Genomic DNA, 22592 nt, shown 5'->3' on the forward strand with positions numbered 1-22592 from the left:
AGACTGCCATGGCGTGGAACCCCTTTCCGTACCCTGATCCCGCGTACCAGTACACGCCGGCCAGCCTGGAGGCGGCCTGGCCGTTGCTGCATGGCGGCGACCAGGAGCCGTTCCCGGCCAACCCGCTGCTGGTGCAGGCCTGGATCGCCTTCCATGCCGGCGAGTTCGAGCGCGCCGCGCGGCTGGGCCTGGACGTCGGCGTGAACGGCTACTCGGTGGCGCACAAGGCCATCTGCATCTACACCCATTACCTGGAGCGCAGTCCGCAAAAGAAGCTGGCCACCTTCGAATGCGTGGCCGAGCGCTGCGAGCGGCAGCAGCTGGAGCAACCGAATAATTCGTCCGGCTACTACTGGCATGCGTATGCGCTGGGCCAGTATTCGCAGGGGATCTCGGTGGTCAAGGCGCTGGCGCAGGGTTTGGGCGCCAAGGTGCGCAACAGCCTGGACAAGGCGATCCGCCTGCAACCGCTGCGCTCCGACGCCCACATCGCGCTGGGCGTCTACCACGCCGAGATCCTCGACAAGGTGGGCGCCATGATCGGCGGCCTGACCTACGGCGTGAAAAAGGAAGAATGTTATAAACAGTTTCAGGCCGCGCTGGCGCTGACGCCGGACTCGGCGATCGCCAAGGTCCGCTATGCGCGCGCGATGATCATGTTGGAAGGTAAAAGGAAGCAGGCCGAAGCGATCAGCCTGTGTGAGGAAGCCGCCCGCGGCGCCATCCACGATGCGATGGAACGGCTCGATGCGGACGCGGCCAAACGAGAACTGGAAGAGGAAAAACAGTAGTGAAAGCTATTTGCGTGTATTGCGGCGCCAACGCCGGTGTGAGTCCTGTGTATGCCGAGGCGGCCCGCGCCTTGGGCCGGGCCCTGGTGGCGGACAACCTGTCGCTGGTCTACGGCGGCGGCAATGTCGGCCTGATGGGCATCATCGCCGACGAAGTGCTGCGCATGGGCGGCGAGGTAACGGGCGTGATCCCGACCGCGCTGGTCGAGCGGGAAGTGGGCCATACCGGCCTGACGCGCCAGTTCATCGTCAAGGACATGCACGAGCGCAAAGCCATGATGGCCGAGCTGGCCGACGGCTTCATCGCCATGCCGGGCGGCATGGGCACGCTGGAGGAACTGTTTGAAATGCTGACCTGGTCGCAGCTGGGCATCCACGCCAAGCCGATCGGGCTGCTGAATGTGGACGGCTTCTATGACGGCTTGACCGGCTTCATCGCGCACGCCAGCGCGCAGGGCTTCATCCGTCCGCAGCACGCGGCGCTGATGATGTCCGCGCCGGAACCCCAGGCCTTGCTGCAATTGCTGAAGGCCTAGCCCTGGCGTCCGGGGCGGTTCGGATGATGTTCCTGTCCCCATCGCGCAACCGTGTATTGTTCGCCGCGACGACCACGATGGCGTGCGCGCTGCTCGGCGTGCGCACCGGCCGCTACACCGCCGCCTCGCCGACCTACAAGGACGAGGCGCCGGACTTCATCTATCCCGCCACGCCGATCTCGCGCAACCGCTACTGTTTTTACACGGCGCCGGACAGCCATTGGCTCTACAAGAACGCCGCCTCGCTGGCGGGGCAGCGGGTGGGCATCGTCCAGGGTTACAGCTATGGCAAGGAAATCGACCAGGCCGTCGCGCAAAAAGCGGCGGCATTCGAGGTCAACTACGGCGAGGACCTGACCTACCGCTTGGCGCGCAAGCTGCTGCTGGACCGCCTGGACAGCTTTGTCGAAGATGAGAACCTGGTCAGCTACACCATGGCCAGGCATGCCGATGTCCGGCTGCGCCAGGCCGGCTGCGCGCCGGTCAGCTATTCCTATTTCGCACTGTCGCCGGCGCTGGCGGAGTCCAGGGTGCTGGCCAGGGAGTTCGATGAAGGCATCGTCAGGCTGCATGAGTCCGGCCAACTGGAGCGCATCATGAAGACCTACGGCCTGCACGACTGGATGCGCTAAGACCGGAGAAATTATTTTTCCGGGACCGATCCGTTTTATTGTGCTTCATCGTCTTACAGAGTATGGGCCCGATAGGCGGGCCCACCCAAGCCGAGGTGAACCATGACTACCCTGATCCTACCCCTGACCGTCGATCCTGCCAACCAGCGCAAAGTGCTGGACATGTTGCGGGACAATATACACACCGTGATCCGCACGCTGGACGGCTGGATCGCCACCAACCTGATCGCGACCGCGGACGGGACCCGTATCGTCATTCATTCCCAATGGCGGGACGCCGCTGCGGTGAAGGCGATGCAAACCGATCCGCGCATGGTGGCCTACTATCCGAAACTTGCCGCGCTGGCGACGATCGAAGCCATCATGGGCGACGTGGTCCACGCGGCCAAACCCTGAACAGCCCGATATCATTCACCAAGGACGATGCCATGCCGGAATTTGAAGAACTGCTCGGCGAGATGCGGCCCAGGCTGCACCGCTATTGCGCCCGCATGAGCGGATCGGTGATCGACGGCGAAGACATCGTCCAGGAAGCGCTGGCGAAGGCATGCGCGGCGCGCGCATCGTTTGGCGGGCTGGATCATCCCCAGGCTTGGCTGTACCGGATCGCCCACAACGCCGCGCTCGATTTTCTGCGGCAGCGTGCGCGCGTGCCGCCGATGGAGGAGGAAGATGCGCTTGCCTCATTGGCGTCCCCCGATGCGCCCGACCCCGAGATTGCCGCGACCTGCCTGCGCAGCTTCATGCGGCTGCCGGCCTTGCAGCGCAGCGCGGTGATCTTGAAGGATGTGCTGGGCCACTCGCTGGGCGAGGCGGCGGCGATCACCGGCGCCAGCGAAGCGGCCGTCAAATCGGCCTTGCAGCGGGGGCGTGAACGGCTGCGCGCGGTGGCGGGCGAACCCGCCGAGCCGGCCTTGCCCGGTTTCGATGCTGCGCTCGGCGCCCGCCTGACTGCCTATGTGGACGGCTTCAAGGCCGGCGATTTCGACAGCGTGCGCGCGATGCTGGCCGAAGACGTCCGACTTGAGCTGGTGAGCAAGCTGCGCCGCAACGGCAAGAGCGAGGTCGGCGACTACTACGGCGCCTACGCGGCCGCCGTGCGATGGGCGTTTGCGGCGGCCCTGGTGGAGGGGCGCGCCGCGATGCTGGTGTTCGATCGCGAGGTGTCGCTCGATGCGCCAGCGTATTTCGTGGCGCTTGAATTTGCCGCTGGCCAGGTCGTCGGCATCCGCGACTTCCTGTATGCCCGTTACGCGATGGACGGGGTGGAGATACGGCCGCTGCTTACGCCGCCTGGCTCCACAGGCGCTTGCCCGACGCCTCAAGTTCCGTGAGGTACAGGCGCAAGTCGAATTCATACTGGTGATAATTCGGTTCCATGTAGGTGCACAGCTTGTAGAAGGCTTTGTCGTGCTGCTTCTCTTTGATGTGCGCCAGCTCGTGCACGGCTATCATGCGCAGGAATTCAATCGGCACTTCCTTGAACAGGGTCGCCACGCGGATTTCGTGCTTGGCTTTCAGCTTGCCGCCCTGAACCCGTGAGATGGACGTGTGCAGGCCCAGCGCGTGATTGATGACGTGGATCTTGTTGTCGTACTCGACCTTGTTGATCGGCTCGGCGTTGCGCAAATGTTCATTTTTCAAATCTTGCACATACTGGTAGAGTGCCTTGTCGGTGCGCAGCTCGTGCGCCTTGCTGTAGCGTTTGAGCAGCACTTCGCCCAGGCGGTTCTGGGCCAGGAGTTGCGATACTTGCTGCTGGGTTTGCTCGGAATAGGCGCTGAGGTACTTCAGGGAGGACATGTTGGGCACGGCTGGAAGGAATCGAGGCGTGAATGTACCACACGCCATCACGGCTGGTCGTATTTTTGCGGCGTTTCCAGGCGCCGGAAAAACTCCTTCATCGGCTCGTCATAGCGCAGCGCGGATGCCTTGCTGATCCAGCGCGCCTGCGCCTGCAGCAAGACCGACGAGCCTTCGTGCGAGGCCAGCAGGGCGTCGATTTTCTCGACGGTGGCCCGGCCCCATGCCGTGCGCGGACAGGCGATGCCGCCGACGATCAAGGCATCGGCGCCGGCCAGCGGGATCGCCTTGAGCCTGGCCAGCTGGGTGTCCGTCGACGCCGCATGGGCCAGGACGAAATCGTAGTCGATCGTGTAGTCGCCGCGATTCAACGTCATCATCGTGAAGATGGTCTTGCCGTAGTTGCTGGCGGCCAGGCGCTTGATATTGGGACTGGCGACGGGCCGCGCCAGCAGCGTATCGACGGCATGGCCATACGCCCGTTTTTCGATCACCAGGCCGTGCAAGGCGGCGTTGTTCATCAAGGGGCCCGGCTCGGCCTCGCCCCTGGCATTGAGCGTGATGGCGGCCAGCACCTCGGGCCGGATGATCAGTTGTGGCGGCGGCAGCAGGTAGGTATTGCGAAAATAGGCAAACCGTTCGCGTTCCGGCGTGCGCAAGGCGCCGGTAAAGCACACCTGTTCGCCCGAGGCGAGCATGGACCAGACGCGGTTGGGGTTGGCGTACAGGAAGCGGTGGCGCGCTTCCGGCCACCTGGCGACGATGTATTTGACCAGCTGGTCGGCCATGCCGTCGGTTGGTTGGCCGTGGACCGGGATGCCGATGGGCGGGAAGTCCGGCATCAGCCAGGTCATGCTGTCGCCGGCCCGTGCCGGGCCGGCCAGTAGCAGCCCGGCGGCCAGCAGCCCGGCAATACGGGAACTCCGAAATGTGCACCGCACGTCAGGCCTCCACGCGTTGGCAGTGAAGCAGCTTCGATGGCTGTAACAGTAACCGAGTTCGCCGCTGCCGTCACCATAGTCCGTATAGTCATTTCTGCATAGCGCAGCATCCCCTGTATCGCTATATAATCGGGTTTATTGCGATTCTATTACTTAAAGGAAAAAACGATGCATGCATTGAAACTTGGGGTGGCGCTGGTGTTGGCGGCGGCGGGCGCGTCGGCGTCGGCGACCGATATCACGGTGTCGGCCGCGGCCAGCCTGACCAATGCGTTCAAGGAAATCGGCGCCGCCTACGAGAAAGAGCATGCGGGCGACAAGGTGCTGTTCAATTTCGCCGCCTCCGATCCGCTGGTGCAGCAGATCGCCAAGGGCGCGCCGGTCGACGTGTTCGCCTCCGCCGACCAGGATGCGATGGACAAGGCCGACAGCCTGAAGTTGCTGGCCGCCGGCAGCCGCAAGAATTTCGCCAGCAACAGCCTGGTGCTGATCACGCCACTGAGCGCCAGCTTGCCGATCAAGGGCATCGCCGACTTGCAGCAGGCCGCCGTCACCCGCGTGACGATGGGCAACCCGGCCAGCGTGCCGGTGGGCCGCTACACCAGACACGCGCTGGAGCAGGCCAGGCTGTGGGCCGCCGTCGAGCCCAAGGCCATCTTCGGCGCCTCGGTGCGCCAGAGCCTGGATTACGTGGCGCGCGGCGAAGTCGATGCCGGCTTCGTCTACGCCACCGACGCCGCCGTGATGAAGGACAAGGTCAAGGTGGTCGCCACGGTGGCGACCGAAACCCCGGTCAGCTACCCGATCGCGGTGATCGCGGCCGGCCCGCAGGCCGCCGCCGGCCAGCAGTTCGCCGATTACGTGCGCTCGTCCAGCGGCCAGGCGATTTTGGCCAAGTACGGTTTCGGCCGTCCGTAAGCGGTGGACGTGCTGCTCGCCGAGCCGGCCTGGATCGCGCTGCGACTGTCGCTGAAGGTGGCGTGCTGGGCGACCTTGGTGGACCTGGTGTTCGGCGTGGCGCTGGGCTATCTGCTGGCGCGCAAGCGCTTTCCGGGGCGCGAGCTGCTGGATGCGCTGCTGACCTTGCCGATGGTGATGCCGCCCACCGTGCTCGGCTATTACCTGCTGGTGCTGATCGGCCGCCACGGCGTGCTCGGCGCGTGGTTGCAGCAGGCGTTCGGCATCAACCTGATTTTCACCTGGCAGGCGGCGGTGATCGCGGCGGCCGTGGTGGCGTTTCCGCTGGTGCTCAAGGGCGCGCGGGCGGCGTTTGAAACGGTCGACACGCAGCTGGAGCAGGCCGCCAGGGTGCTGGGCATAGCGCCGTTCGGCGTGTTCCTGCGCGTGACCTTGCCGCTGGCCTGGCGCGGCGTGCTGGGCGGCACCTTGCTGGCGTTCGCGCGCTCGATGGGCGAGTTCGGCGCGACGCTGATGGTGGCCGGCAGCATCCCCGGCAAGACGCAGACGCTGTCGATCGCCGTGTACGAAGCCGTGCAGGCCGGACAGGACGACAGCGCCAACCTGCTGGTGATCATCACTTCCGTGGTCTGCATCGTGGTGCTGATCGCGGCGAACAAACTGACGCCCAACCGCAATCCGCAGGCCTGACCATGCAAATCAATATCGACATCGCCAAGACCCTGCGTTCCGGCGCGCGCACGTTCGAGTTGCGCGCGCGGCTGGCGTCGGACAGCCGGCGCATCGTCGTCTACGGCCCGTCGGGCGCGGGCAAGAGCTTGCTGCTGAAGGCGGTGGCCGGATTGATGACGCCAGACAGCGGCCACATCGAGGTGGCCGGCCGCAGCCTGTTCGACAGCGGCAACGGTATCGACCTGCCGGCGCAGCGGCGGCAGCTGGCCTATCTGTTCCAGGATTACGCGCTGTTCCCGCATCTGAATGTGCGGCAGAACATCGCCTTCGGCTTGCAGCGCGGCTGGCGCAATCCGCTGGCCGGCGTGGATGGCGCGGCGGTCCGCTACTGGCTGCAGGCGTTCGAGCTGGAGCATGTGGCGCAGCAGTTTCCGCATCAACTGTCCGGCGGCCAGCGGCAGCGGGTGGCGCTGGCGCGCGCGCTGGCGCCGGAGCCGGCGGCGTTGCTGCTGGACGAGCCGTTCGCCGCGCTCGACCCCGGCCTGCGCGAGCGCATGCGCGCCGAATTGGACGCGCTGCAACGCCGCCTCGACATTCCGATGATACTGATCACCCATGATCCCGAGGATGTGCGCGCTTTCGGCGAGCATGTGCTGCGCATGGAAAATGGTAGCATGGCCGACGTCAAGGACCTGGAGCTAGTGGAGCGCGATGAAGCCTGAAGAACACGCAATGGCATTGCAGGGCAATGTATGGCTGACCGTCGGCGGCCAGAAGCTGGGCGGGCAGGACCGGATGGCGCTGCTGGCGGCCATCGCCGAACAGGGCTCGATCACGGCCGCGGCCAAGGTGGTCGGCATGAGCTACAAGGGCGCATGGGACGCCATCGAGGCGATGAACAACCTGGCCGGCGAGCCGCTGCTGGAACGCGTGGCGGGCGGCAAGGGCGGCGGCGGCACACGGCTGACCACGCGCGGCGCGCAGCTGGTGCAGAATTTCCGTAAAATCGACGAGGAGCACCGCAAGTTCGTGGCGCATCTGAGCAGCCAGTCGCACGCGCTGGCCGACGATTTTTTGCTGTTACAAAGGATGAAGATGAAGACCAGCGCGCGCAATCAGTTCAGCGGCATAGTGGTGGCGTTGAAGGAGGGCGCGGTGAACGACGAGGTGACGCTGGAAATCGTCGGCGGCGAGCACATCGTCGCCACCATCACGCGCGACAGTTGCGACAGCCTGAGCCTGGTCATCGGCGCCGAAGCCTTCGCGCTGATCAAGGCCTCGGCGGTGATCGTGGTGACGGACATGGGCGGGGCCAAATTCTCCGCGCGCAACCGCCTGAGCGGCAAGATCACGCGGGTGCAGGTGGGCGCCGTCAACACCGAGGTCAGCATCGAGCTGCCGGGCGGCGGCGCGATCGCCGCCATCGTCACCCGCGACAGCGGCGAAACGCTGGCGCTGGAGGTCGGCATGGCCGCCACCGCCATCTTCAAGGCCTCCAGCGTCATCCTCGGCACGCCGGCCTGATCACGTATCGAACTGGGCGAAGCGCGCCGGCGTGACGCCCAGGATGCGGCGGAACAGCGCGATGAAGCTGCTGACGCTGTCGTAACCCAGGCTGAGCGCCACCGTCGTCACCGAGGCGCCGCTGTTCAGCAACTCCATGCCCTTTTGCAGCCGCGCCACCTGGCGCCACTCGACCAGCGACATGCCGGTCTGGTGGCGGAAGTGGCGCGTCAGGCTGCGGCGCGACCAGCCCAGTTTGGCGGCCCATTCGTCGAGGTCGGTCTCGTCGGCCGGATTGTCGGCGATCGCCGCCGCCATCGCCTGCAGGCGCGGATGGCTGGGCATGGTCAGGTGCAGCGGCTCTTCGTCGGCCGCGCGGACTTCGTCCAGGAACACCGTCATCAGCCGCCGTCCGGCGGCGTCGGCCGGCATGCCGCCGGGCCAGGCGACCATGCGCTCCAACAGCGACGCCGCCAGCGGCGACATGCGCATCACCCGCGATCGCGGCGGCAGCTCGGCGCACAGCGAGGGCGCCAGATGGATGGTGTAGCCGGCCAGGCCCGGCTTGAAGGTGCTGGCGTAGGCGGTGGCGCCGTGCGGCATGTTCGGCGGTATCCAGCCCAGCCGGCCGCGCGGCAGCACTTGCCGCACGTCGCCGGCCTCGACCACGATCACGCCTTGCAGCGGAATGTAGAGCTGGCCTTCCGGGTGGTGATGCGCATGCTTGATGTTGCTGGTGGCGTGGTCGGCGTGCTGCGCGGCCACCATGATCGGCATCTCGTCCGTCAGCCGCTTGTCGCCATAGTAGTTGCTACCCATATTTTGGCCCGATTGCGATATTACTTGTCTGTCGCCAGTTAGTCAGGAGTTGAGTTCTCTGGCAATCTAGGACTTTAGTTTATAGCAAGGAATCGGCATGACTGCAATCGATACGGAAGAAGTGCTGGCGCTGCTGCGCGAGGCTGGCGCCGGTCTGTGCGCAACCTTTTGGCGCCATGAGCCGCTGATGGAAGTGGACGAGATGATGACGGCGTTCCGGCGCATAGCCGGCGCCGCCAACGCCGGGCTGAAGCGGGCCCTGGGCCGGCGCTATCCCGCCATCGGCTGGCTGGAGGACGAGCTGGGCGACACCGTGGCCGAGGATGCGGAAACGGCCGCCCTGGCCGAACGCGGCGAGTACTGGATTTGCGACGCCATCGACGGCGCGGCGCAGTTCCTGCGCGCGATACCGAGCTGGTCCATGTCACTGACGCTGATGCGCGAGGGCGTGCCGGTATTCTGCGCCATCTTCGACGCCGTGCATGACGAGCTGTTCCATGCGGTCTGGGGCCACGGCGCCTATCGCAACGGCGAGCGCATCCGCGTGAACGGCCGCGCCAGCCATTACCAGGGCATCGTCGCCACCAGCCAGCCGCCGTTTGCCGGCCGCGACCGGCGCGCGGTGCGCCAGGCCGGCGCCGCGCTGAGCGTCATGTTGCCCGACGTGGCGGCGGTGCGCAGCCCGGGCGCGAGCTCGCTGCAACTGGCTTATGTCGCATGCGGCCGCCTCGACGGCTACTGGCAATTCGGCGATGACGGCTTCCATTGCATCGGCGGCGCGCTGCTGGTGCGCGAGGCCGGCGGCCAGACGACCCAGGTCGATGGCAAACCCTACGGCCTGGGTGCGCTCAGCATGGCCGCCGCGGCGCCCGGTGCCCATGCCTCCATGCTGCTGCGCTTGCAGCAAGCGCTGGAGGCCTAGGCGGAAGGGCGCCGCCGCGCCCGCCTGCCTGCCGTCGCGCCATTTGGTTTAGCGCTCGGCGACTTTGCCGCCTTGCTGGCTGCCTCCCTTGGAAGATTGTTCGGACGCGGCGCCGCGCGTGCCGTTGGCGGCGTTTTTCTCGGCGTTGGCGCGGGCCGCGGACTGCCGGCTTTCCCCACCTTTGCGGCCGATCTGCGCCATGTGTTCGCGGTCGCGGCTGACCGCCTCGCCGCCTTTCTGGCCGGCCCGGCGCGCTTCTTCCGAATCGAATTCATGGGCCGTGCCTTTTTGGTGGGCCGCCTGTCCGCCCTTGCTGGCAATGGCGCGTTGGGTTGCTTCGTCCATTGCCGCAAAGCCGCGTTTGGCCGTGCCTTTCGGCTTGGTTTGATCGTTACCTGAATTACTGGCCATAAGACCTCCTCATGAGTGTTATGAAATGTCGTCAGGGTTCCCCGAGCCGCCAGCCCTGAAGCCGGCTGCTCTGCATGGTTAGAGATTCAACGTTGACGAAAGTTCCATAAAGAAGGCGATTAATGGCGCAGTTCGCTGGCCATCTGGTATTTGGACATCTGCTCGGCGGTGCGCGCGGTCTGTTCCGAGGCCTGGTGCATGATTTCCTCGGCGACGTCGGTGGCGGCGCGGCGTACGGCCGGCATGTGGGTGGCGGCGGTTTGCGCCAGGCTGGAATTGGCACGGCTGAGGATCTCGACCAAATGTTGCTGGTAGTTTTGCAGCGCGCCCCAGCCTGGCGTCAGCTGGGCGCCGACGGCGGCACCCAGTTGCGCCGCGTCCTTGCTGGCCATCACCCGTTGGGTGTTGGCGCCGAACTCGGTGATCAGGTCGCGGTTCAGCTGCATGTTCAGTTCGCTCAGGCTTTGCAGGGCTTCCAGCGTGCGCTGGGTCATGTCGGTGGTCAGCGTGATCAGGATGTCGATGTGCGATTTGATCGCGGGTGGGATGGTTTGGGGGAACATGATGCGTCCTCGTCGTGGTCCTTCAATGAAAAACGCCGGGCTTGCGGCCCGGCGGTGTGTGCAGCCGAAGGATAGACGCGGCCAACGCTAATAAAGTTCCCCGAATTTATTCGGCGGCCACTTGCAGCACCAGCTTGCCGAAGTTCTTCCCTTCGAACAGCATGTTCAGTGCTTGCGGGAAGTGCTCCAGGCCTTGCACGATGTCTTCCTTGCTCTTGACCTTGCCTTCCTTCATCCACTGGCCCAGCGCGGCGATGCCCAGGTGGTAGCGCTCGGCGTAGTCGAACACGACGATGCCTTCCATGCGCGCGCGGTTCACCAGCAATGACATGTAGTTGGCCGGGCCTTTGACGGGCGTGGTGTTGTTGTACTGCGAGATGGCGCCGCAGATGACGATGCGCGCCTTCATGTTGATGCGGGTCAGCACGGTGTCGAGGATGTCGCCGCCGACGTTGTCGAAGTAAACGTCGACGCCGTTCGGGCAGTGTTCCTTCAGGCCGTCCTTGACCGAGCCGCCCTTGTAGTCGATGCAGGCGTCGAAGCCCAGTTGATTGACCACGAAATCGCACTTGTCCTTGCCGCCGGCGATGCCGACCACGCGGCAGCCCAGCTGCTTGGCCACCTGGCCGACGGTCTGGCCGACCGCGCCGGCCGCGCCCGACACCACCACCGTCTCGCCGGCCTTGGGCTGGCCCGATTCGATCAGGCCGAAGTAGGCCGTCATGCCGGGCATGCCCAGTGTGTTGAGGTAGGTGGGCAACGGCGCCAGCTTGGCGTCGACCTTGCGGAAGCCGTGGCGCTTGTCGCCGGCCGGGCCGACCCAGTAGCGCTGCACGCCGGTGCCGCCCTGCACATGGTCGCCGACCGCGAAGTCGGGCGATTTCGACGCCACCACCACGCCGACGCCGCCGGCGCGCATCACCTCGCCGATGCCGACCGGCGGGATGTAGGATTTGCCTTCGTTCATCCAGCCGCGCATGGCCGGATCGAGCGACAGGTACAGCACTTTGACCACGACTTCGCCGTCGGCCGGCTCGCGCACCGGTTCGCTGACTTGCTGCCAGTCGCTGTCCTTGACCATGCCGACCGGACGGGCCGCCAGGCGGAATTGAAGATTTGTCTCGTTGATAGTCATTTTTGTATCCTCAAAGTGGAGTGTGACGATGAATATACCGCAAATTGAACGATCGTGCTATTTTTACGGTCTGCGCCCAGCCGTGCGACAATACCGGCCTTGTTAGACCTATAACGATGGTGGATATGAGCAATCCCGAATACATTTTGACACTCTCTTGCCTGGACCAGCGCGGTATTGTTCATCGCGTGTCGGGCTTCCTGGCCGACCACGGCTGCAACATCATCGACTCGGCCCAGTTCGGCGATAGCGAGTCGAAGCTGTTCTTCATGCGCGTGCACTTCGCGCTGGAAGACCGCAACGTCAACGACGACCTGCTGCGCGCCGATTTCGGCTTGCTGGGCGCGGAGATGAAGCTGGACTGGGAACTGCGCGACGCCCACTACAAGCCGCGCGTGATGCTGATGGTGTCGAAGATCGGCCATTGCCTCAACGATTTGCTGTTCCGCTACAAGAGCGGCTTGCTGCCGGTGGAAATTCCTGCCATCGTGTCCAACCACATGGACTTTTACCAGCTGGCGGCCAGCTACAATATTCCGTTCCACCACCTGCCGCTGGCGGCCGGTGCGTCGCAGGAAGCCAAGCTGGCGCAAGAGTCCAAGATCATCGAACTGATGAACTCGCACAGCGTCGACCTGGTGGTGCTGGCGCGCTACATGCAGATCCTGTCGCCCGGCCTGTGCACGGCGTTGAAGGGGAAGGCGATCAATATTCACCATTCCTTCCTGCCGAGCTTCAAGGGCGCCAAGCCGTATGCGCAGGCGCACCACCGCGGCGTCAAGCTGATCGGCGCGACCGCGCACTTCGTCACCGGCGACCTGGACGAAGGTCCGATCATCGAGCAGGACGTCGAGCGCGTCGACCATTCGATGGACGCGGACACGCTGTCGGCCATCGGCCGCGACGTCGAGTGTGTGGTGCTGGCGCGCGCCGTCAAATGGTTTGTCGAACACCGCATTTTGCAGAACGGCGACAAGACTGTCGTGTTCAAATAACTGAATAAAATAGAAACGAAGAGATTCACCGATGGCCCTCAAAGCAACAATTTACAAAGCCGACTTGCAGATCGCGGACATGGACCGCAATTTCTACGAGACCCAGTCGCTGACCCTGGCGCGCCACCCGTCCGAAACCGACGAGCGCATGATGGTGCGCCTGATCGCCTTCGCGATCCATGCCAACGAAGCGCTGACCTTCACCAAGGGCCTGTTCGACGTCGAAGAGCCGGACCTGTGGCAGAAGGACCTGACCGGCGCGATCCAGTTGTGGATCGAAGTGGGGCAGCCGGACGAGAAGGTGATCCTGAAGGCCAGCGGCCGTTCGGAGCACGTTGTCGTCTACAGCTACGCCGCCACCAGCCACATCTGGTGGAAGGCGCTGGCCAACAAGGTCGAGCGCTGCAAGAACCTGACCGTGATCAACCTCGACGCCGACGCCGCCGAGCAGCTGTCCAAGATGGCCCAGCGCAGCATGCAGCTGCAATGCACGATCCAGGACGGCCAGATCTGGCTGACCGACGGCGTCACCACGGTTGAAGTCGGCCGCGAGACCTTCAAGGGCGAGCGTTGATATAATCGCTAGATGAAAAAAATCCTCACCGCATTGCTGCTGGCGGCCGCCAGCCCGCTGGCCCTGGCCCAGGTCGAAGTACGCGACGCTTGGATACGCGCCACCGTGCCGTCGGCCAAGTCGACCGGCGTGTTCATGCAGCTCAAGTCCAAACAGGGCGGGCAGCTGGTGGAAGTGCGCTCCGACGTGGCGGGCGTGGCGGAGATCCATCACATGGAGATGGACGGCCAGATGATGAAGATGCACGCCGTGCCGTCGCTGGACTTGCCGGCCGGGCAGAACGTCGACCTGGCGTCCGGCGGCTATCATGTGATGCTGATGGATTTGAAGCGGCAATTGAAGCAAGGCGAGACCGTGCCGGTCACGCTGGTGATCCGTAAGAAGGGCAAGCCGACCGAAACCGTCGTCGTCGACGTGACGGTCAAACCGCTGACGTACACACCACCGAAAGGGCAGTGATGAAAACGACTTCCACCATGCTGGCGCTGGCTTTCTCTGCTGCGATGCTGGCGCCTGCGGCGCAGGCGCACGTAACGCTGGAACAAACCACCGGCCTGGCCGGCAGTTTCCAGAAGCTGACCTTTCGCGTCGGCCACGGTTGCGACGGCAGCGCCACCACGGGCTTGACCGTGTCGCTGCCCGAAGGCGCCACCAGTGCCAAGCCGATGCCCAAGGCGGGCTGGAAGATCAACGTCGGCGCCAACGGCGGCGTGCAGGAGATCAGCTGGAAGGGCGGCCCGCTGCCGGACGCTTATTTCGACGAGTTCGTGGTGCAGGTCAAGCTGAGCGCGCAGCCGGGCAAGCTGTACTTCCGCATCGTGCAGCAGTGCGACAAGGTCAACGTGGCCTGGGATGAGATTCCAGCCGACAGCACCGTCAAACTGAAGGCGCCGGCGCCGGTGCTGGAAGTGTTGCCGGCGCCGGCCGGCACGGCGCAGCACCAGCATTGACCTGGGGCCGCGCGGTTTTACTTCACCACCGCGCCGCCCTTCATCACCCACTGGACGCTTTCCAGCGTCTTCACATCTTTCAGCGGCTCGCCGTCGACCGCGATCAGGTCGGCGAACTTGCCGGCTTCGATCGTGCCCACCTTGTCGGTCCAGCCCAGCAGCTCGCTGGCGTTGAGCGTGGCCGCGCGGATCGCCTGGATCGGCGTCATGCCCAGCTTGACCAGCGTGCCGAACTCGCGCGCGTTCAGGCCGTGCGGATAAACGCCGGCGTCGGTGCCGAAGGCGACCGGCACGCCGGCCTTGATGGCGCGGGCGATGTTCAGGCGCGCGGTCGGCAACACCACCTTGGCTTTTTCCAGCAGCGGCGGCGGCAGCTTGATGGCCTCGGCGTTGTCGATCAGCCAGTCGCCCAGGTAGACCGTCGGCACCAGCCAGGTCTTGTGTTCCTTCATCAGCTTGATGCCTTCATCGTCGATGTAGGAACCGTGCTCGATCGAGTCGATGCCGGCCAGCACCGCCAGCTTGATGCCGTCGCCGCCGTGCGCGTGGGCGGCGGCTTTGCGGCCGAGGCGGTGGGCGTCGCTGACGATGGCCTTCAATTCTTCCAGCGTGTATTGCGAGGTGCGCGGATCGTCGCCGAAGGACAGCACGCCGCCGGTGGCGCAGATCTTGATGACGTCGGCGCCGTACTTGATGTTGCGGCGCGTGACCTTGAGCGCTTCGGCGACGCCGTCGGCCACGCCGAGGCTGGTGATCTTGTATTCGGGGGCGTGCATGGTGTCGTCGCAGTGGCCGCCGGTGATGCTCAGCGCCGGGCCGGAGGCGGCCATGCGCGGGCCGGGCACGTCGCCGTCGTTGATGGCGTCGCGCAGGCCGATGTCGGTATAGGCGTCGGCGCCGACGTCGCGCACGGTGGTGAAGCCGGCCTGCAGCGTCAGTCGGGCGTTCTTGGCGCCGGTCAGCGTCACGCGCGGCACCGATTTGGCGACGATGGCGTAGCCGGAATCCTGCGGATCCATGGACAGGTGGGTATGCATGTCGATCAGGCCGGGCAGCAGGGTCTTGTTGCCGAGGTCGATGACCTGGGCGCCGTCCGGGATCGCCAGCTTGCTGCCGGCGGCGGTGATGCGTTCGCCGCTGACCAGCACCACGGCGTTGTCGACCAGCGCGCCGCTGCGCACGTCGAGCATGTGGGCGGCCTTGATGGCGGTGACGGCGGGCGGGGCGGCGGAGGCGGCGGAGCAGGCCAGCAGCAACAGCGGCAGCGCAAAGGCGCGGCGGACGGACATGGCGATAACGTTCAAGCGGATCTCCTTATGTGAGTTTCTTAGACGCGTAGGATTGATGCGGGCCAAACGGCGCCCGCCTAGCGTACCCGCGTCTTCAAGCGGGCGCTACAATTTTTTGGGTGAATACCCGTAGCGACGCGTTGGTTTGACGCGTTGGAATCTGTCGACCTTGCAGTCGGAATTCCCTGCGACTAGGATGGATTTTGGGAGCCGCTTCGAGGAGGTAAGAGTCATGCCGTCTGACAAACAATTTAAAACGGTGGAAGAACTCTGGGATCACGAGGAAAACGAGCGCATTAGAGAAAGCAGCGAAAAGATCGCCAAGAAGTTTGGGCTTCAGGATAGAGAGAAAAAGATACTGCACGAGGAGTTGAGGAGCGCCCGATACAGCGGAATGCATGATGCGCTATACACTGGCCGGATGAAGGGATATTACGAAGGCAGTCTGGAGGGCCGACAAGTGCTGGTAGAGATGCTGTACTGGCTACTTGAGAAATCCGGTGTAGATCTTCCACGGGAAACCTATAAAACGATTGCCCTAGCCGAACTTTTCGAATTGAGTGACTGGGTCCGGCAATTGATGACAGGCGCCGAACCCAACGAGATATTTGACTGAGCTAGAATGAGCTGTTACTGCGGCGAGCCACCGAGCCGCTTGATGGTGCCCGAACCCATCACGCTCTTGCTCAGCTGCGGATCGCCGTAGTAGGTGATGTCGCCCGAACCGGCCACGCTCAGGTTCAGCGTCTGCTTGGCCCACACCGTCGCCTGGCCCGAGCCGCCGATGCTGACCGTGACGTCGCGCGCCGCCAGCTGCCCGGCCTGCACCCTTCCCGAGCCGCCGATCGACACCTGCAAACGCTCGACGTTGCCGCTGGCCTTCAGGTTGCCGCTGCCGCCCAGCGCGATCGCCACCGATTCGCTCTCCAGGTTGCGCACATTGATCGAGCCGGAACCGCCCACATCAAACGTCAGGCTCTCGCCGTGCAGCTTCTCGGCCTCGACCGAGCCGGAACCGGCCACGGCGATTTTCTCGATCGAACGCGCCTGCACCACGATCTTCATCGTATGCGACTCCAGATTGACGTCCTTGCGCGTCGGTCGGATGCGCAGCGTGCCGTTGTCGACCACGGTCTCGATCAGCGCCTGCAGATTGTCGTCGGTCTCGATGCTGATGCCTTCGGTGTTGCCGATGCGGAGCTCGACATTGCCGCCGAGACTGGTCGCCAGCGAGGTGAAATGGCCGATCTCGCGGTTCTGCTTGACGATCTTGCCGCTGCCCTGCACGCGCTCGCCATGGAACCAGCTGAGCGGACCGGCCACGGCCACGCCGACCGGCGCGGCGACGGCCAGCAGGCCGGCGGCCAGGAACAGGGTGCGCAGCGCGCTACGGACGGATGGATTTGCCATGATGATCTCCTCTTGATTGTGGGTACGGCTCTTGAGGTTGGATACTACGGACTCGCTCCCGCGCACGAAACCCGGCTGCGACAGAGTGCAGCCAGCGCGGCACAGAATGCAGCAGCCGGGGAACAGACCGCGTCCGGCGGCGGTGGCGGGGCCGGCATGAGGTATCATTCGGGCTATCCCGCAACACCGTACGCTGCAACGCAGCACTTATTGGACTTACATGCTTATCATCACCATCAAACAGGGCAAGGAAAAGAGCCTGCTGGCCGGCGACCCCTGGATCTATGCCTCCGCGGTAGAAAAAATCGAGGGCAAGCCGCAGGAAAAGAACAAGCCGGGCGCCACCGCCACGGTGCAGACCTCGTCGCGCCAGTTCATCGGCCGCGCCGCCTACAACGCCAAGTCGCAGATCTGCGCCCGCATCTGGACCTACAAGGAAGACGAGCCGGTCGACCACGCGCTGATCAAGCGCCGCGTCAAGGCCGCCATCGCCAAGCGCGCCGCCAGCGTGCGCGCGGCCGGCCCCAACGACCTGGTGCCGGTGGTGCGCGGCGACGAGGACGGCCTGTCCGGCCTGCTGGTCGACAGCTGGGGCGGCGTCAAGGGCTATTTGATCTGCCAGTTCCAGTCGGCCGGCGTCGAAGCCTGGAAAATAGCCATCGTGCAGGCGCTGCTGGCGGAAACCGGTTGTCCGAATGTCTACGAACGCTGCGACGACCTGATCCGCAAGGGCGAGGGCTTGCCGATCTTCTACCGCGCGCTGGCCGGCGAGGAACCGCCCGACCACGTGGTGGTCACCGAGGGCAAACAACGCTACAGCATGGACTTGCGCACCGGCTTCAAATATCCGAAGGTCCGCAGCTGAAAAAATTTCGATGCTGCAATTTTTCTCTTATAATCGTTCGCGGAGCAACACCGACCCCACGGAGATCAGAGTACAGATGGAAAATTACCAGTCGTCGCAAATTCGCACCCTGACTTACATCGAAAACGAAGACCACCCGGTCTTCGGCACGCTAGTCGAGCAGATCCTGCATCTGCTGAATTCCAAGCTGATCTTCAGCGACATCCTGATCCATCAGAACAGTCCGCTGTTGCTGCGCCAGCCGAAAGGGCTGGTGGCGGTGACCGATTCGCCGATCACGCGCGAGGAACTGCAAGAGTTCTTCGAGGTGGTCGAGCCGAACTGGTCCGAACGCATCCAGGACCGCGCCTTCGACCGCGCGGTGGACCTGCATACGGCGCGCATCCGCGCCAACTGCTTCAGCTTCCAGGGCAAGAAGCGGCTGGGCTGTGTGATCCGCCGCTTCCCGAAGGAGCCGATGGTGCTCAGCCAGCTGGGCCTGCGCCAGGCCGAGCAGAACTTCGCCAAGCTCACCAGCGGGCTGGTGCTGATCATCGGCGACACCTGCCAGGGCAAGTCGACCACCATCGCCGCCATGCTCGACGAGATCAACAAGCACCGTTCCGGCCACATCATCACGATTGAAGATCCGGTGGAGACGCTGATCCCGCAGCGCCAGTGCGTCATCACCCAGCGCGAAGTGGGCTTCGACGGCGACGTCGAGAGCTTCTACCTGGGCGCGCTGGACGCGCTGCGCGAGCGGCCGGACGTGATCGTCATCGGCGAGATCCGCGACGCCCAGACGGCGCAGGAAGCGCTGGCGCTGGCCGAATCGGGCCCGCTGGTGCTGGCCTCGCTGCACGCGCGCTCGACCGAGCTGGGCTTGCAGAAGATGGTGCGCCTGCTGGGCAACGCCGAGCCGCAGTCGCAGGCGCTGGCGCATGCGCTGCGCGGCGTGCTGTGCCAGGCGCTGCTGCCGTCGGTGGAAGGCGACCGCTACCACCTGGCGACCGAGTGCCTGACCTCGAACCCGGACGTGGTGGCCATGATCGCCACCGGCCAGGTGTCGGCGCTGCGCAACTGGATGGAAAACAAGCCGGGCGAGGGCTGCCACACGATGAACGCCTCGCTGCGCGCGCTGCTGGCCGCAGGCAAGGTCAGCGTGGAAGACGCGCGCAACGCGACGACCGACCGCATCGGTTTCGCTGAACACTACTAGCAGATTCTTGGGAGGGCGACATGAAACGGACATGGACCATCATTGGCGTTGCCGATGTCGCCCGAAGTTTTCAGTGGTACCAGTCGCTGTTTGGTCAAGCGGCGACAGCTCCCGCGCACGAGTATTTCGGGCAGCTGGTGGATGTTGATGGAACGGTCCTGCTATGCCTTCATCAGTGGGGCGCCCACGATCATCCGACACTGACCAGTCCTGAACATGCGCAGCCTGGCAATGGCTTGCTGCTGTTCTTCCGGGTGGATGACTTCGATGAGGCGCTGCTGCGCGCACGCGGGCTGGCCGCCGGGCTGGCGGAGGAGCCGCATCTGAACCCGGCCACAGGTACCAGGGAATTCGCGCTGCGCGACCTTGATGGCTATTACGTGATGGTCAGCGAGCTCGCCTCGGCTTGACGCACAATTTTACTGAGAAGTTATGAAGCACAAATTATTCCTTTTTGACTTGGACGATACGCTGTTGGATTTTAAAGCGTCCGAAAAGCTTTCTTTCGTCCGCACCATGCGGGAACTGGGGTTGCACGATGGCGTGGATGGGATTTTCCACCAATACCAGGCGATCAATGTGGAACTGTGGCGGCGCTTCGAGACGGGCGCTGTCACCAAGGATTTTTTGAAGGTGGAGCGCTTTCGCAAGACCTTCGAGGCGAACGGTATCGAGCTCGACCCGGAGCTGGCAAGCAGCCTTTATCTTGAGTCGCTGCCGGATACCGTGGTCCTCATCGATGGCGCCAAACTGATTTGCGAGACGCTATCCGCGATTGGCGAGGTGGGCATCATCACCAACGGCGTTGAATCTATCCAGAATCGTCGCATCGCCAGCTCGGGGCTGGCCGAGCACATTTCCTTCGTCGCCACGTCCGAGGCGTGCGGCTACGCCAAGCCGGATGTGCGTTTCTTCGAATATGCCGCCAGGATGGCCACCGCCTCCGTCGCCAAGGACGCGACGATCATCGTCGGCGACCGGCTGGATGCGGATATTCTCGGCGCGAATCGATACGGCATCGAAAGCTGCTGGTTCAATCCTGCTCGGCTGCTCAATGAATCAGCGGCAATGCCAACCTATGAGGTCGCAAGCCTGAGCGAAGTCGCGCCATCACTGAGTGGGCTGGCGATCGGTGAGTTTCGTTGAAATCCCTACTGTTCAGACTATTTTTAAATTTTCTCCTGCTGACTTTGCCGGGAAATGCTGCATTCGCAGCGGAAAATGCACATCTCGAAACACGATATGGCAACATAGACACACACTCGACATCTGACGCCACGGTCATTCGCTATCGAGGCGAAGGTATTCTGACGCTGAAGGCGGACTGGGCGTCACTTCATCGAATTGCCACAAGCGCAGGGCATGAATATGTCATAGTAAGGGCGTGGCATCCAGCGTTGAACTGTCACTACTTTTTCCACCTTATAGACTTGGCGGAAAATGGTGCTGCTCGTGTATCCAAAGACTTCGGCGAATGTTCAGAGCTGAGCGGCGCCAGCGTCGCCGGGGGAAATCCCGTAGTTCACCTCATCAGTTCGGTTACTGCTACGGCTCCCGTGGCAGCGAGCTATGTCTGGCGGAATGGCGAAATACGCCAGCTTGAAGCCGCCGACATATGTGGTTCATTAGCTTTGGCTGTTAAAACAAAATCGAAGAAAATTCGTCTTCAGAATCTGGAAAGATTCGTCATAGGGGAGGGGCGATTGCAGTTCTTCACGGCTCCTAGCGAAGCGTGTGCGAACAAGGGGGTATTTGTAGTTCCTGGCGACAAACTCGTCCCATCGTTGATGCACGAGAATTTCATTTTTGTTACTTATACCAATCCTCAAAATGGTCATCGTGTCGATGGTTGGGTAATTGGCGGACGCCTTTCTGACCAGTAGTCCGCGCGACAATGCGGATAGGAGTTAGCTAAGCTGCGCAGGAAGCGGCAAGCAGGCACCGCACCAACTCAATCGTCGACCGCCTCAATCCCTTGCAGCCTGAGTTTTTCGATGTGGTCCTTCATCGCCTGGAGCACTTCGGGCGCGTGGCCTTGCCAATCCTTGACTTCGCCGATGACCCGCAGCGCCTCGCGCGAGCGGTATGACTTGGTTGGATTGCCGGGGAATTTTTTATCGGTCAGGTTCGGGTCATCCGCAATCGTGCCGGTCGGCTCCACGATGTAGATCCTGCCGGGCGCGTCGCCGAGCGCCAGTTCCGCGCCCCATGTCGCAGCCTCCAGGGTCGCGCTCAGGTAGACGTGGTTGGCCTTGCGCCGGCTGCCGTAGTTGGAGGAATAGCCAGGCTCGATCAAGTCGCCTGTTGTCAGGTCGGCCCGCGTGCCGTGATAGAGCTGTTGAGCGGTCAAATCTTTTTCAGTCGTCATGCCTGCCTCTTTTCATCAATCCAACGGAATCGCGCGGTAACGATTGACGTCGTTGCCGTTGACCGGTGGCGCGTTGTTGCCCCAGGCGCTGCGCAGATACGATACGACCTGCGCCACTTCGGTATCGTTCAACACGTGGCCGAACGGCGGCATGCCGTAGGGACGTGGATTGCCTTCCGTGCCTGGCGCGAAGCCGCCGTTCAGGACGATGCGGATCGGGTTGACCGCCTGTTCCATCGTCAACGCGCGGTTGCCGGCCAGCGGCGGGTAGCCGGGCGGCAGTCCGGCGCCGCCGGCGCCGTGGCAATCCGCGCAGTGCTTCTCGTACAGCTTGGCGCCGGCTGACAGGTAGGCCATCGCCTCGGCGCCTTTGTCGCGCTCGAACTCGGATTTCTTGCCGTCGCCCGGCAGCGCTTTCAGGTAGACAGCCATGGCGTTGATGTCGCCGTCGCTCAGGTGTTGCAGGCTTTGCTGCACCACTTCCGCCATCGGCCCGAACACGGTCGCGCGCGGCGACACGCCGGTCTTCAGCAGTTGCGCGATGTGCGGCTGCATCCATTCCCCCAGCCCCGCCTCGGCGCCGGCATTGAGCGAGGGCGCATACCAGCCCAGCACCGGAATCAGGCCGCCGGACAAGCCTTCGCCATCGGTCGCGCCCAGCGTGTTGCGCGCGCTGTGGCAGGCGCTGCAATGGCCCAGGCCTTGCACCAGGTAGGCGCCCCGATTCCAGTCCACCGATTGCTTGCTGTCTGCGCGGAACACGGCCGGCTTGAAGTACAGCGCGCGCCACGCGGCCAGCATGAATTGCTGGTTGTACGGGAAGCGCAGCTCATGCGGCCGGTTGGCCTGCGCCACCGCCGGCACCGACTGCAAGTAGGCGTACAGCACATCCGCATCGTCGCGCGTGATGCGGGTGTAGTTGGTGTAAGGGAAGGCAGGGTAGAGCAGGCGGCCATCCTTGGATTTGCCGTTGTGTAGCGCACGCCAGAAATCGTCCGCGCTCCAGCTGCCGATGCCGCTCACTTTGTCGGAGGTGATGTTGGGCGAGACGACGCTGCCGAACGGCGTTTGCAGCGCGCGCCCGCCTGCGTATTGCGCGCCGCCGCGCACGGTGTGGCAAGCCATGCAGTCGCCGGCCTTGGCCAGATAGGCGCCGCGCGCGATCTTCTCGGCCGGCGCCAGGACTGCGGTGACGGTCGGCGCCGGTCCCGCGTCGTCCGAGCCGCTGAACAGCACGAACAGGATGCCGGCCAGCAGCAGTGCGATAACGGTATAAATAATTTTCTTCATGTGCGTA

Annotated in this window: 30 protein-coding genes; 20 read left to right on the plus strand and 10 right to left on the minus strand. The window is 63.8% G+C overall.

The features are described from left to right. The first annotated feature begins 8 nt into the window (after nt 1-8). The 5 genes from AC07OK_RS12190 (at nt 9) to AC07OK_RS12210 (ending at nt 3293) form a co-directional block, all read left to right on the plus strand. A complete protein-coding gene (locus AC07OK_RS12190; protein WP_494690550.1) occupies nt 9-791 on the plus strand; it encodes a hypothetical protein in 783 nt (260 codons plus the stop codon). Then, nucleotides 791-1327 (plus strand): LOG family protein, encoded by a 537-nt coding sequence (locus AC07OK_RS12195; RefSeq protein WP_494690551.1) that lies wholly within the window; start codon nt 791-793, stop codon nt 1325-1327. Before AC07OK_RS12190 ends, AC07OK_RS12195 begins: the two co-directional genes overlap by 1 nt. A 23-nt stretch (nt 1328-1350) precedes the next feature. Continuing rightward, nucleotides 1351-1959, plus strand: a complete 609-nt coding sequence (locus tag AC07OK_RS12200; protein WP_494690552.1) for a substrate-binding periplasmic protein — start codon at nt 1351-1353, stop codon at nt 1957-1959. Between the two features lie 102 nt (nt 1960-2061). Continuing rightward, nucleotides 2062-2355, plus strand: coding sequence for a putative quinol monooxygenase (locus AC07OK_RS12205; RefSeq protein ID WP_494690553.1), 294 nt, complete (start codon nt 2062-2064; stop codon nt 2353-2355). Nucleotides 2356-2387: 32 nt separating this feature from the next. Continuing rightward, nucleotides 2388-3293, plus strand: a complete 906-nt coding sequence (locus AC07OK_RS12210; RefSeq protein WP_494690554.1) for a sigma-70 family RNA polymerase sigma factor — start codon at nt 2388-2390, stop codon at nt 3291-3293. Here the strand turns inward: AC07OK_RS12210 and AC07OK_RS12215 are convergent. Then, complete coding sequence (locus AC07OK_RS12215) at nt 3244-3762, minus strand: M48 family metallopeptidase (RefSeq protein ID WP_217943900.1); 519 nt, start codon at nt 3760-3762, stop codon at nt 3244-3246. The two genes, AC07OK_RS12210 and AC07OK_RS12215, sit on opposite strands and share 50 nt — an antisense overlap. Nucleotides 3763-3809: 47 nt before the next feature. Next, a complete protein-coding gene (locus AC07OK_RS12220; protein WP_494690555.1) occupies nt 3810-4703 on the minus strand; it encodes a TIGR02285 family protein in 894 nt (297 codons plus the stop codon). Between the two features lie 168 nt (nt 4704-4871). Between AC07OK_RS12220 and modA the strand changes: the two genes are divergently transcribed. Genes modA through AC07OK_RS12240 form a run of 4 tightly spaced genes read left to right on the plus strand, consistent with a single transcriptional unit; the run spans nt 4872 to nt 7817 of the window. After that, complete coding sequence (modA, locus tag AC07OK_RS12225) at nt 4872-5621, plus strand: molybdate ABC transporter substrate-binding protein (RefSeq protein WP_494690556.1); 750 nt, start codon at nt 4872-4874, stop codon at nt 5619-5621. Nucleotides 5622-5624: 3 nt separating this feature from the next. Next, complete coding sequence (gene modB / locus AC07OK_RS12230) at nt 5625-6311, plus strand: molybdate ABC transporter permease subunit (RefSeq protein ID WP_494690557.1); 687 nt, start codon at nt 5625-5627, stop codon at nt 6309-6311. Nucleotides 6312-6313: 2 nt separating this feature from the next. Next, nucleotides 6314-7015 carry an ABC transporter ATP-binding protein gene (locus AC07OK_RS12235; protein ID WP_494690558.1) on the plus strand — a complete coding sequence of 234 codons (702 nt, stop codon included), beginning with the start codon at nt 6314-6316 and terminating at the stop codon, nt 7013-7015. Next, entirely contained in the window at nt 7005-7817 is an 813-nt protein-coding gene (locus AC07OK_RS12240) for a TOBE domain-containing protein (RefSeq protein WP_494690559.1), read from the plus strand. The genes AC07OK_RS12235 and AC07OK_RS12240 overlap by 11 nt, the downstream gene beginning before the upstream one ends. On the opposite strand, the gene AC07OK_RS12245 is transcribed toward AC07OK_RS12240, so the two are convergent. Next, on the minus strand, nt 7818-8615 hold the full coding sequence (locus AC07OK_RS12245; protein ID WP_494690560.1) for a helix-turn-helix domain-containing protein: 798 nt from the start codon (nt 8613-8615) through the stop codon (nt 7818-7820). A gap of 97 nt (nt 8616-8712) precedes the next feature. Here AC07OK_RS12245 and AC07OK_RS12250 point away from each other — a divergent pair, with 97 nt between their 5' ends. Beyond that, nucleotides 8713-9537 (plus strand): inositol monophosphatase family protein, encoded by an 825-nt coding sequence (locus AC07OK_RS12250; protein ID WP_494690561.1) that lies wholly within the window; start codon nt 8713-8715, stop codon nt 9535-9537. 48 nt (nt 9538-9585) lie between these two features. Here AC07OK_RS12250 and AC07OK_RS12255 read toward each other — a convergent pair whose 3' ends face one another. The 3 genes from AC07OK_RS12255 to AC07OK_RS12265 form a co-directional block, all read right to left on the minus strand. After that, nucleotides 9586-9948, minus strand: coding sequence for a KGG domain-containing protein (locus AC07OK_RS12255; protein WP_494690562.1), 363 nt, complete (start codon nt 9946-9948; stop codon nt 9586-9588). Nucleotides 9949-10067: 119 nt separating this feature from the next. Continuing rightward, nucleotides 10068-10511, minus strand: a complete 444-nt coding sequence (gene phaP / locus AC07OK_RS12260; RefSeq protein WP_494690563.1) for a TIGR01841 family phasin — start codon at nt 10509-10511, stop codon at nt 10068-10070. A gap of 106 nt (nt 10512-10617) precedes the next feature. Then, nucleotides 10618-11646, minus strand: coding sequence for an NADP-dependent oxidoreductase (locus AC07OK_RS12265; RefSeq protein WP_494690564.1), 1029 nt, complete (start codon nt 11644-11646; stop codon nt 10618-10620). A 125-nt stretch (nt 11647-11771) separates the two neighbouring features. Between AC07OK_RS12265 and purU the strand changes: the two genes are divergently transcribed. From purU to AC07OK_RS12285, 4 genes are read left to right on the plus strand one after another with little or no spacing between them, the layout of a single operon-like run. Beyond that, on the plus strand, nt 11772-12641 hold the full coding sequence (purU, locus tag AC07OK_RS12270) for a formyltetrahydrofolate deformylase (RefSeq protein WP_494690565.1): 870 nt from the start codon (nt 11772-11774) through the stop codon (nt 12639-12641). 31 nt (nt 12642-12672) lie between these two features. Continuing rightward, nucleotides 12673-13215: a YaeQ family protein gene (locus AC07OK_RS12275; protein ID WP_020705887.1), complete on the plus strand. Its 543-nt coding sequence runs from the start codon at nt 12673-12675 to the stop codon at nt 13213-13215. A 12-nt stretch (nt 13216-13227) separates the two neighbouring features. Then, a complete protein-coding gene (locus AC07OK_RS12280; protein WP_494690566.1) occupies nt 13228-13674 on the plus strand; it encodes a copper chaperone PCu(A)C in 447 nt (148 codons plus the stop codon). Beyond that, nucleotides 13674-14165, plus strand: a complete 492-nt coding sequence (locus AC07OK_RS12285; protein ID WP_494690567.1) for a YcnI family copper-binding membrane protein — start codon at nt 13674-13676, stop codon at nt 14163-14165. Before AC07OK_RS12280 ends, AC07OK_RS12285 begins: the two co-directional genes overlap by 1 nt. A gap of 17 nt (nt 14166-14182) precedes the next feature. On the opposite strand, the gene AC07OK_RS12290 is transcribed toward AC07OK_RS12285, so the two are convergent. After that, nucleotides 14183-15469: a Xaa-Pro dipeptidase gene (locus AC07OK_RS12290; protein ID WP_494690568.1), complete on the minus strand. Its 1287-nt coding sequence runs from the start codon at nt 15467-15469 to the stop codon at nt 14183-14185. Between the two features lie 217 nt (nt 15470-15686). Between AC07OK_RS12290 and AC07OK_RS12295 the strand changes: the two genes are divergently transcribed. Continuing rightward, entirely contained in the window at nt 15687-16070 is a 384-nt protein-coding gene (locus AC07OK_RS12295; protein WP_494690569.1) for a hypothetical protein, read from the plus strand. A gap of 14 nt (nt 16071-16084) precedes the next feature. Here AC07OK_RS12295 and AC07OK_RS12300 read toward each other — a convergent pair whose 3' ends face one another. Then, a complete protein-coding gene (locus tag AC07OK_RS12300) occupies nt 16085-16864 on the minus strand; it encodes a head GIN domain-containing protein (RefSeq protein WP_494690570.1) in 780 nt (259 codons plus the stop codon). A gap of 220 nt (nt 16865-17084) precedes the next feature. Between AC07OK_RS12300 and AC07OK_RS12305 the strand changes: the two genes are divergently transcribed. The 5 genes from AC07OK_RS12305 (at nt 17085) to AC07OK_RS12325 (ending at nt 20810) form a co-directional block, all read left to right on the plus strand. After that, nucleotides 17085-17729: a class I SAM-dependent rRNA methyltransferase gene (locus tag AC07OK_RS12305; RefSeq protein WP_494690571.1), complete on the plus strand. Its 645-nt coding sequence runs from the start codon at nt 17085-17087 to the stop codon at nt 17727-17729. A 76-nt stretch (nt 17730-17805) separates the two neighbouring features. Further along, the gene (locus AC07OK_RS12310; RefSeq protein ID WP_494690572.1) at nt 17806-18927 is read left to right on the plus strand and encodes a type IV pilus twitching motility protein PilT; all 1122 of its coding nucleotides are present in this window, start codon (nt 17806-17808) and stop codon (nt 18925-18927) included. Nucleotides 18928-18947: 20 nt separating this feature from the next. Then, a complete protein-coding gene (locus AC07OK_RS12315; RefSeq protein WP_494690573.1) occupies nt 18948-19337 on the plus strand; it encodes a VOC family protein in 390 nt (129 codons plus the stop codon). 22 nt (nt 19338-19359) lie between these two features. Then, nucleotides 19360-20073, plus strand: a complete 714-nt coding sequence (locus AC07OK_RS12320) for a YjjG family noncanonical pyrimidine nucleotidase (protein ID WP_494690574.1) — start codon at nt 19360-19362, stop codon at nt 20071-20073. Beyond that, nucleotides 20070-20810, plus strand: a complete 741-nt coding sequence (locus tag AC07OK_RS12325; protein WP_494690575.1) for a hypothetical protein — start codon at nt 20070-20072, stop codon at nt 20808-20810. Before AC07OK_RS12320 ends, AC07OK_RS12325 begins: the two co-directional genes overlap by 4 nt. A gap of 68 nt (nt 20811-20878) precedes the next feature. Here AC07OK_RS12325 and arr read toward each other — a convergent pair whose 3' ends face one another. Both arr and AC07OK_RS12335 read right to left on the minus strand, forming a co-directional pair. Further along, nucleotides 20879-21295, minus strand: a complete 417-nt coding sequence (gene arr / locus AC07OK_RS12330; protein WP_494690576.1) for an NAD(+)--rifampin ADP-ribosyltransferase — start codon at nt 21293-21295, stop codon at nt 20879-20881. 15 nt (nt 21296-21310) lie between these two features. After that, complete coding sequence (locus tag AC07OK_RS12335) at nt 21311-22585, minus strand: cytochrome c (RefSeq protein WP_494690577.1); 1275 nt, start codon at nt 22583-22585, stop codon at nt 21311-21313. Between the last annotated feature and the right edge of the window lie 7 nt (nt 22586-22592).

Source organism: Duganella sp. GW821-FHT07G03, from assembly GCF_059418605.1.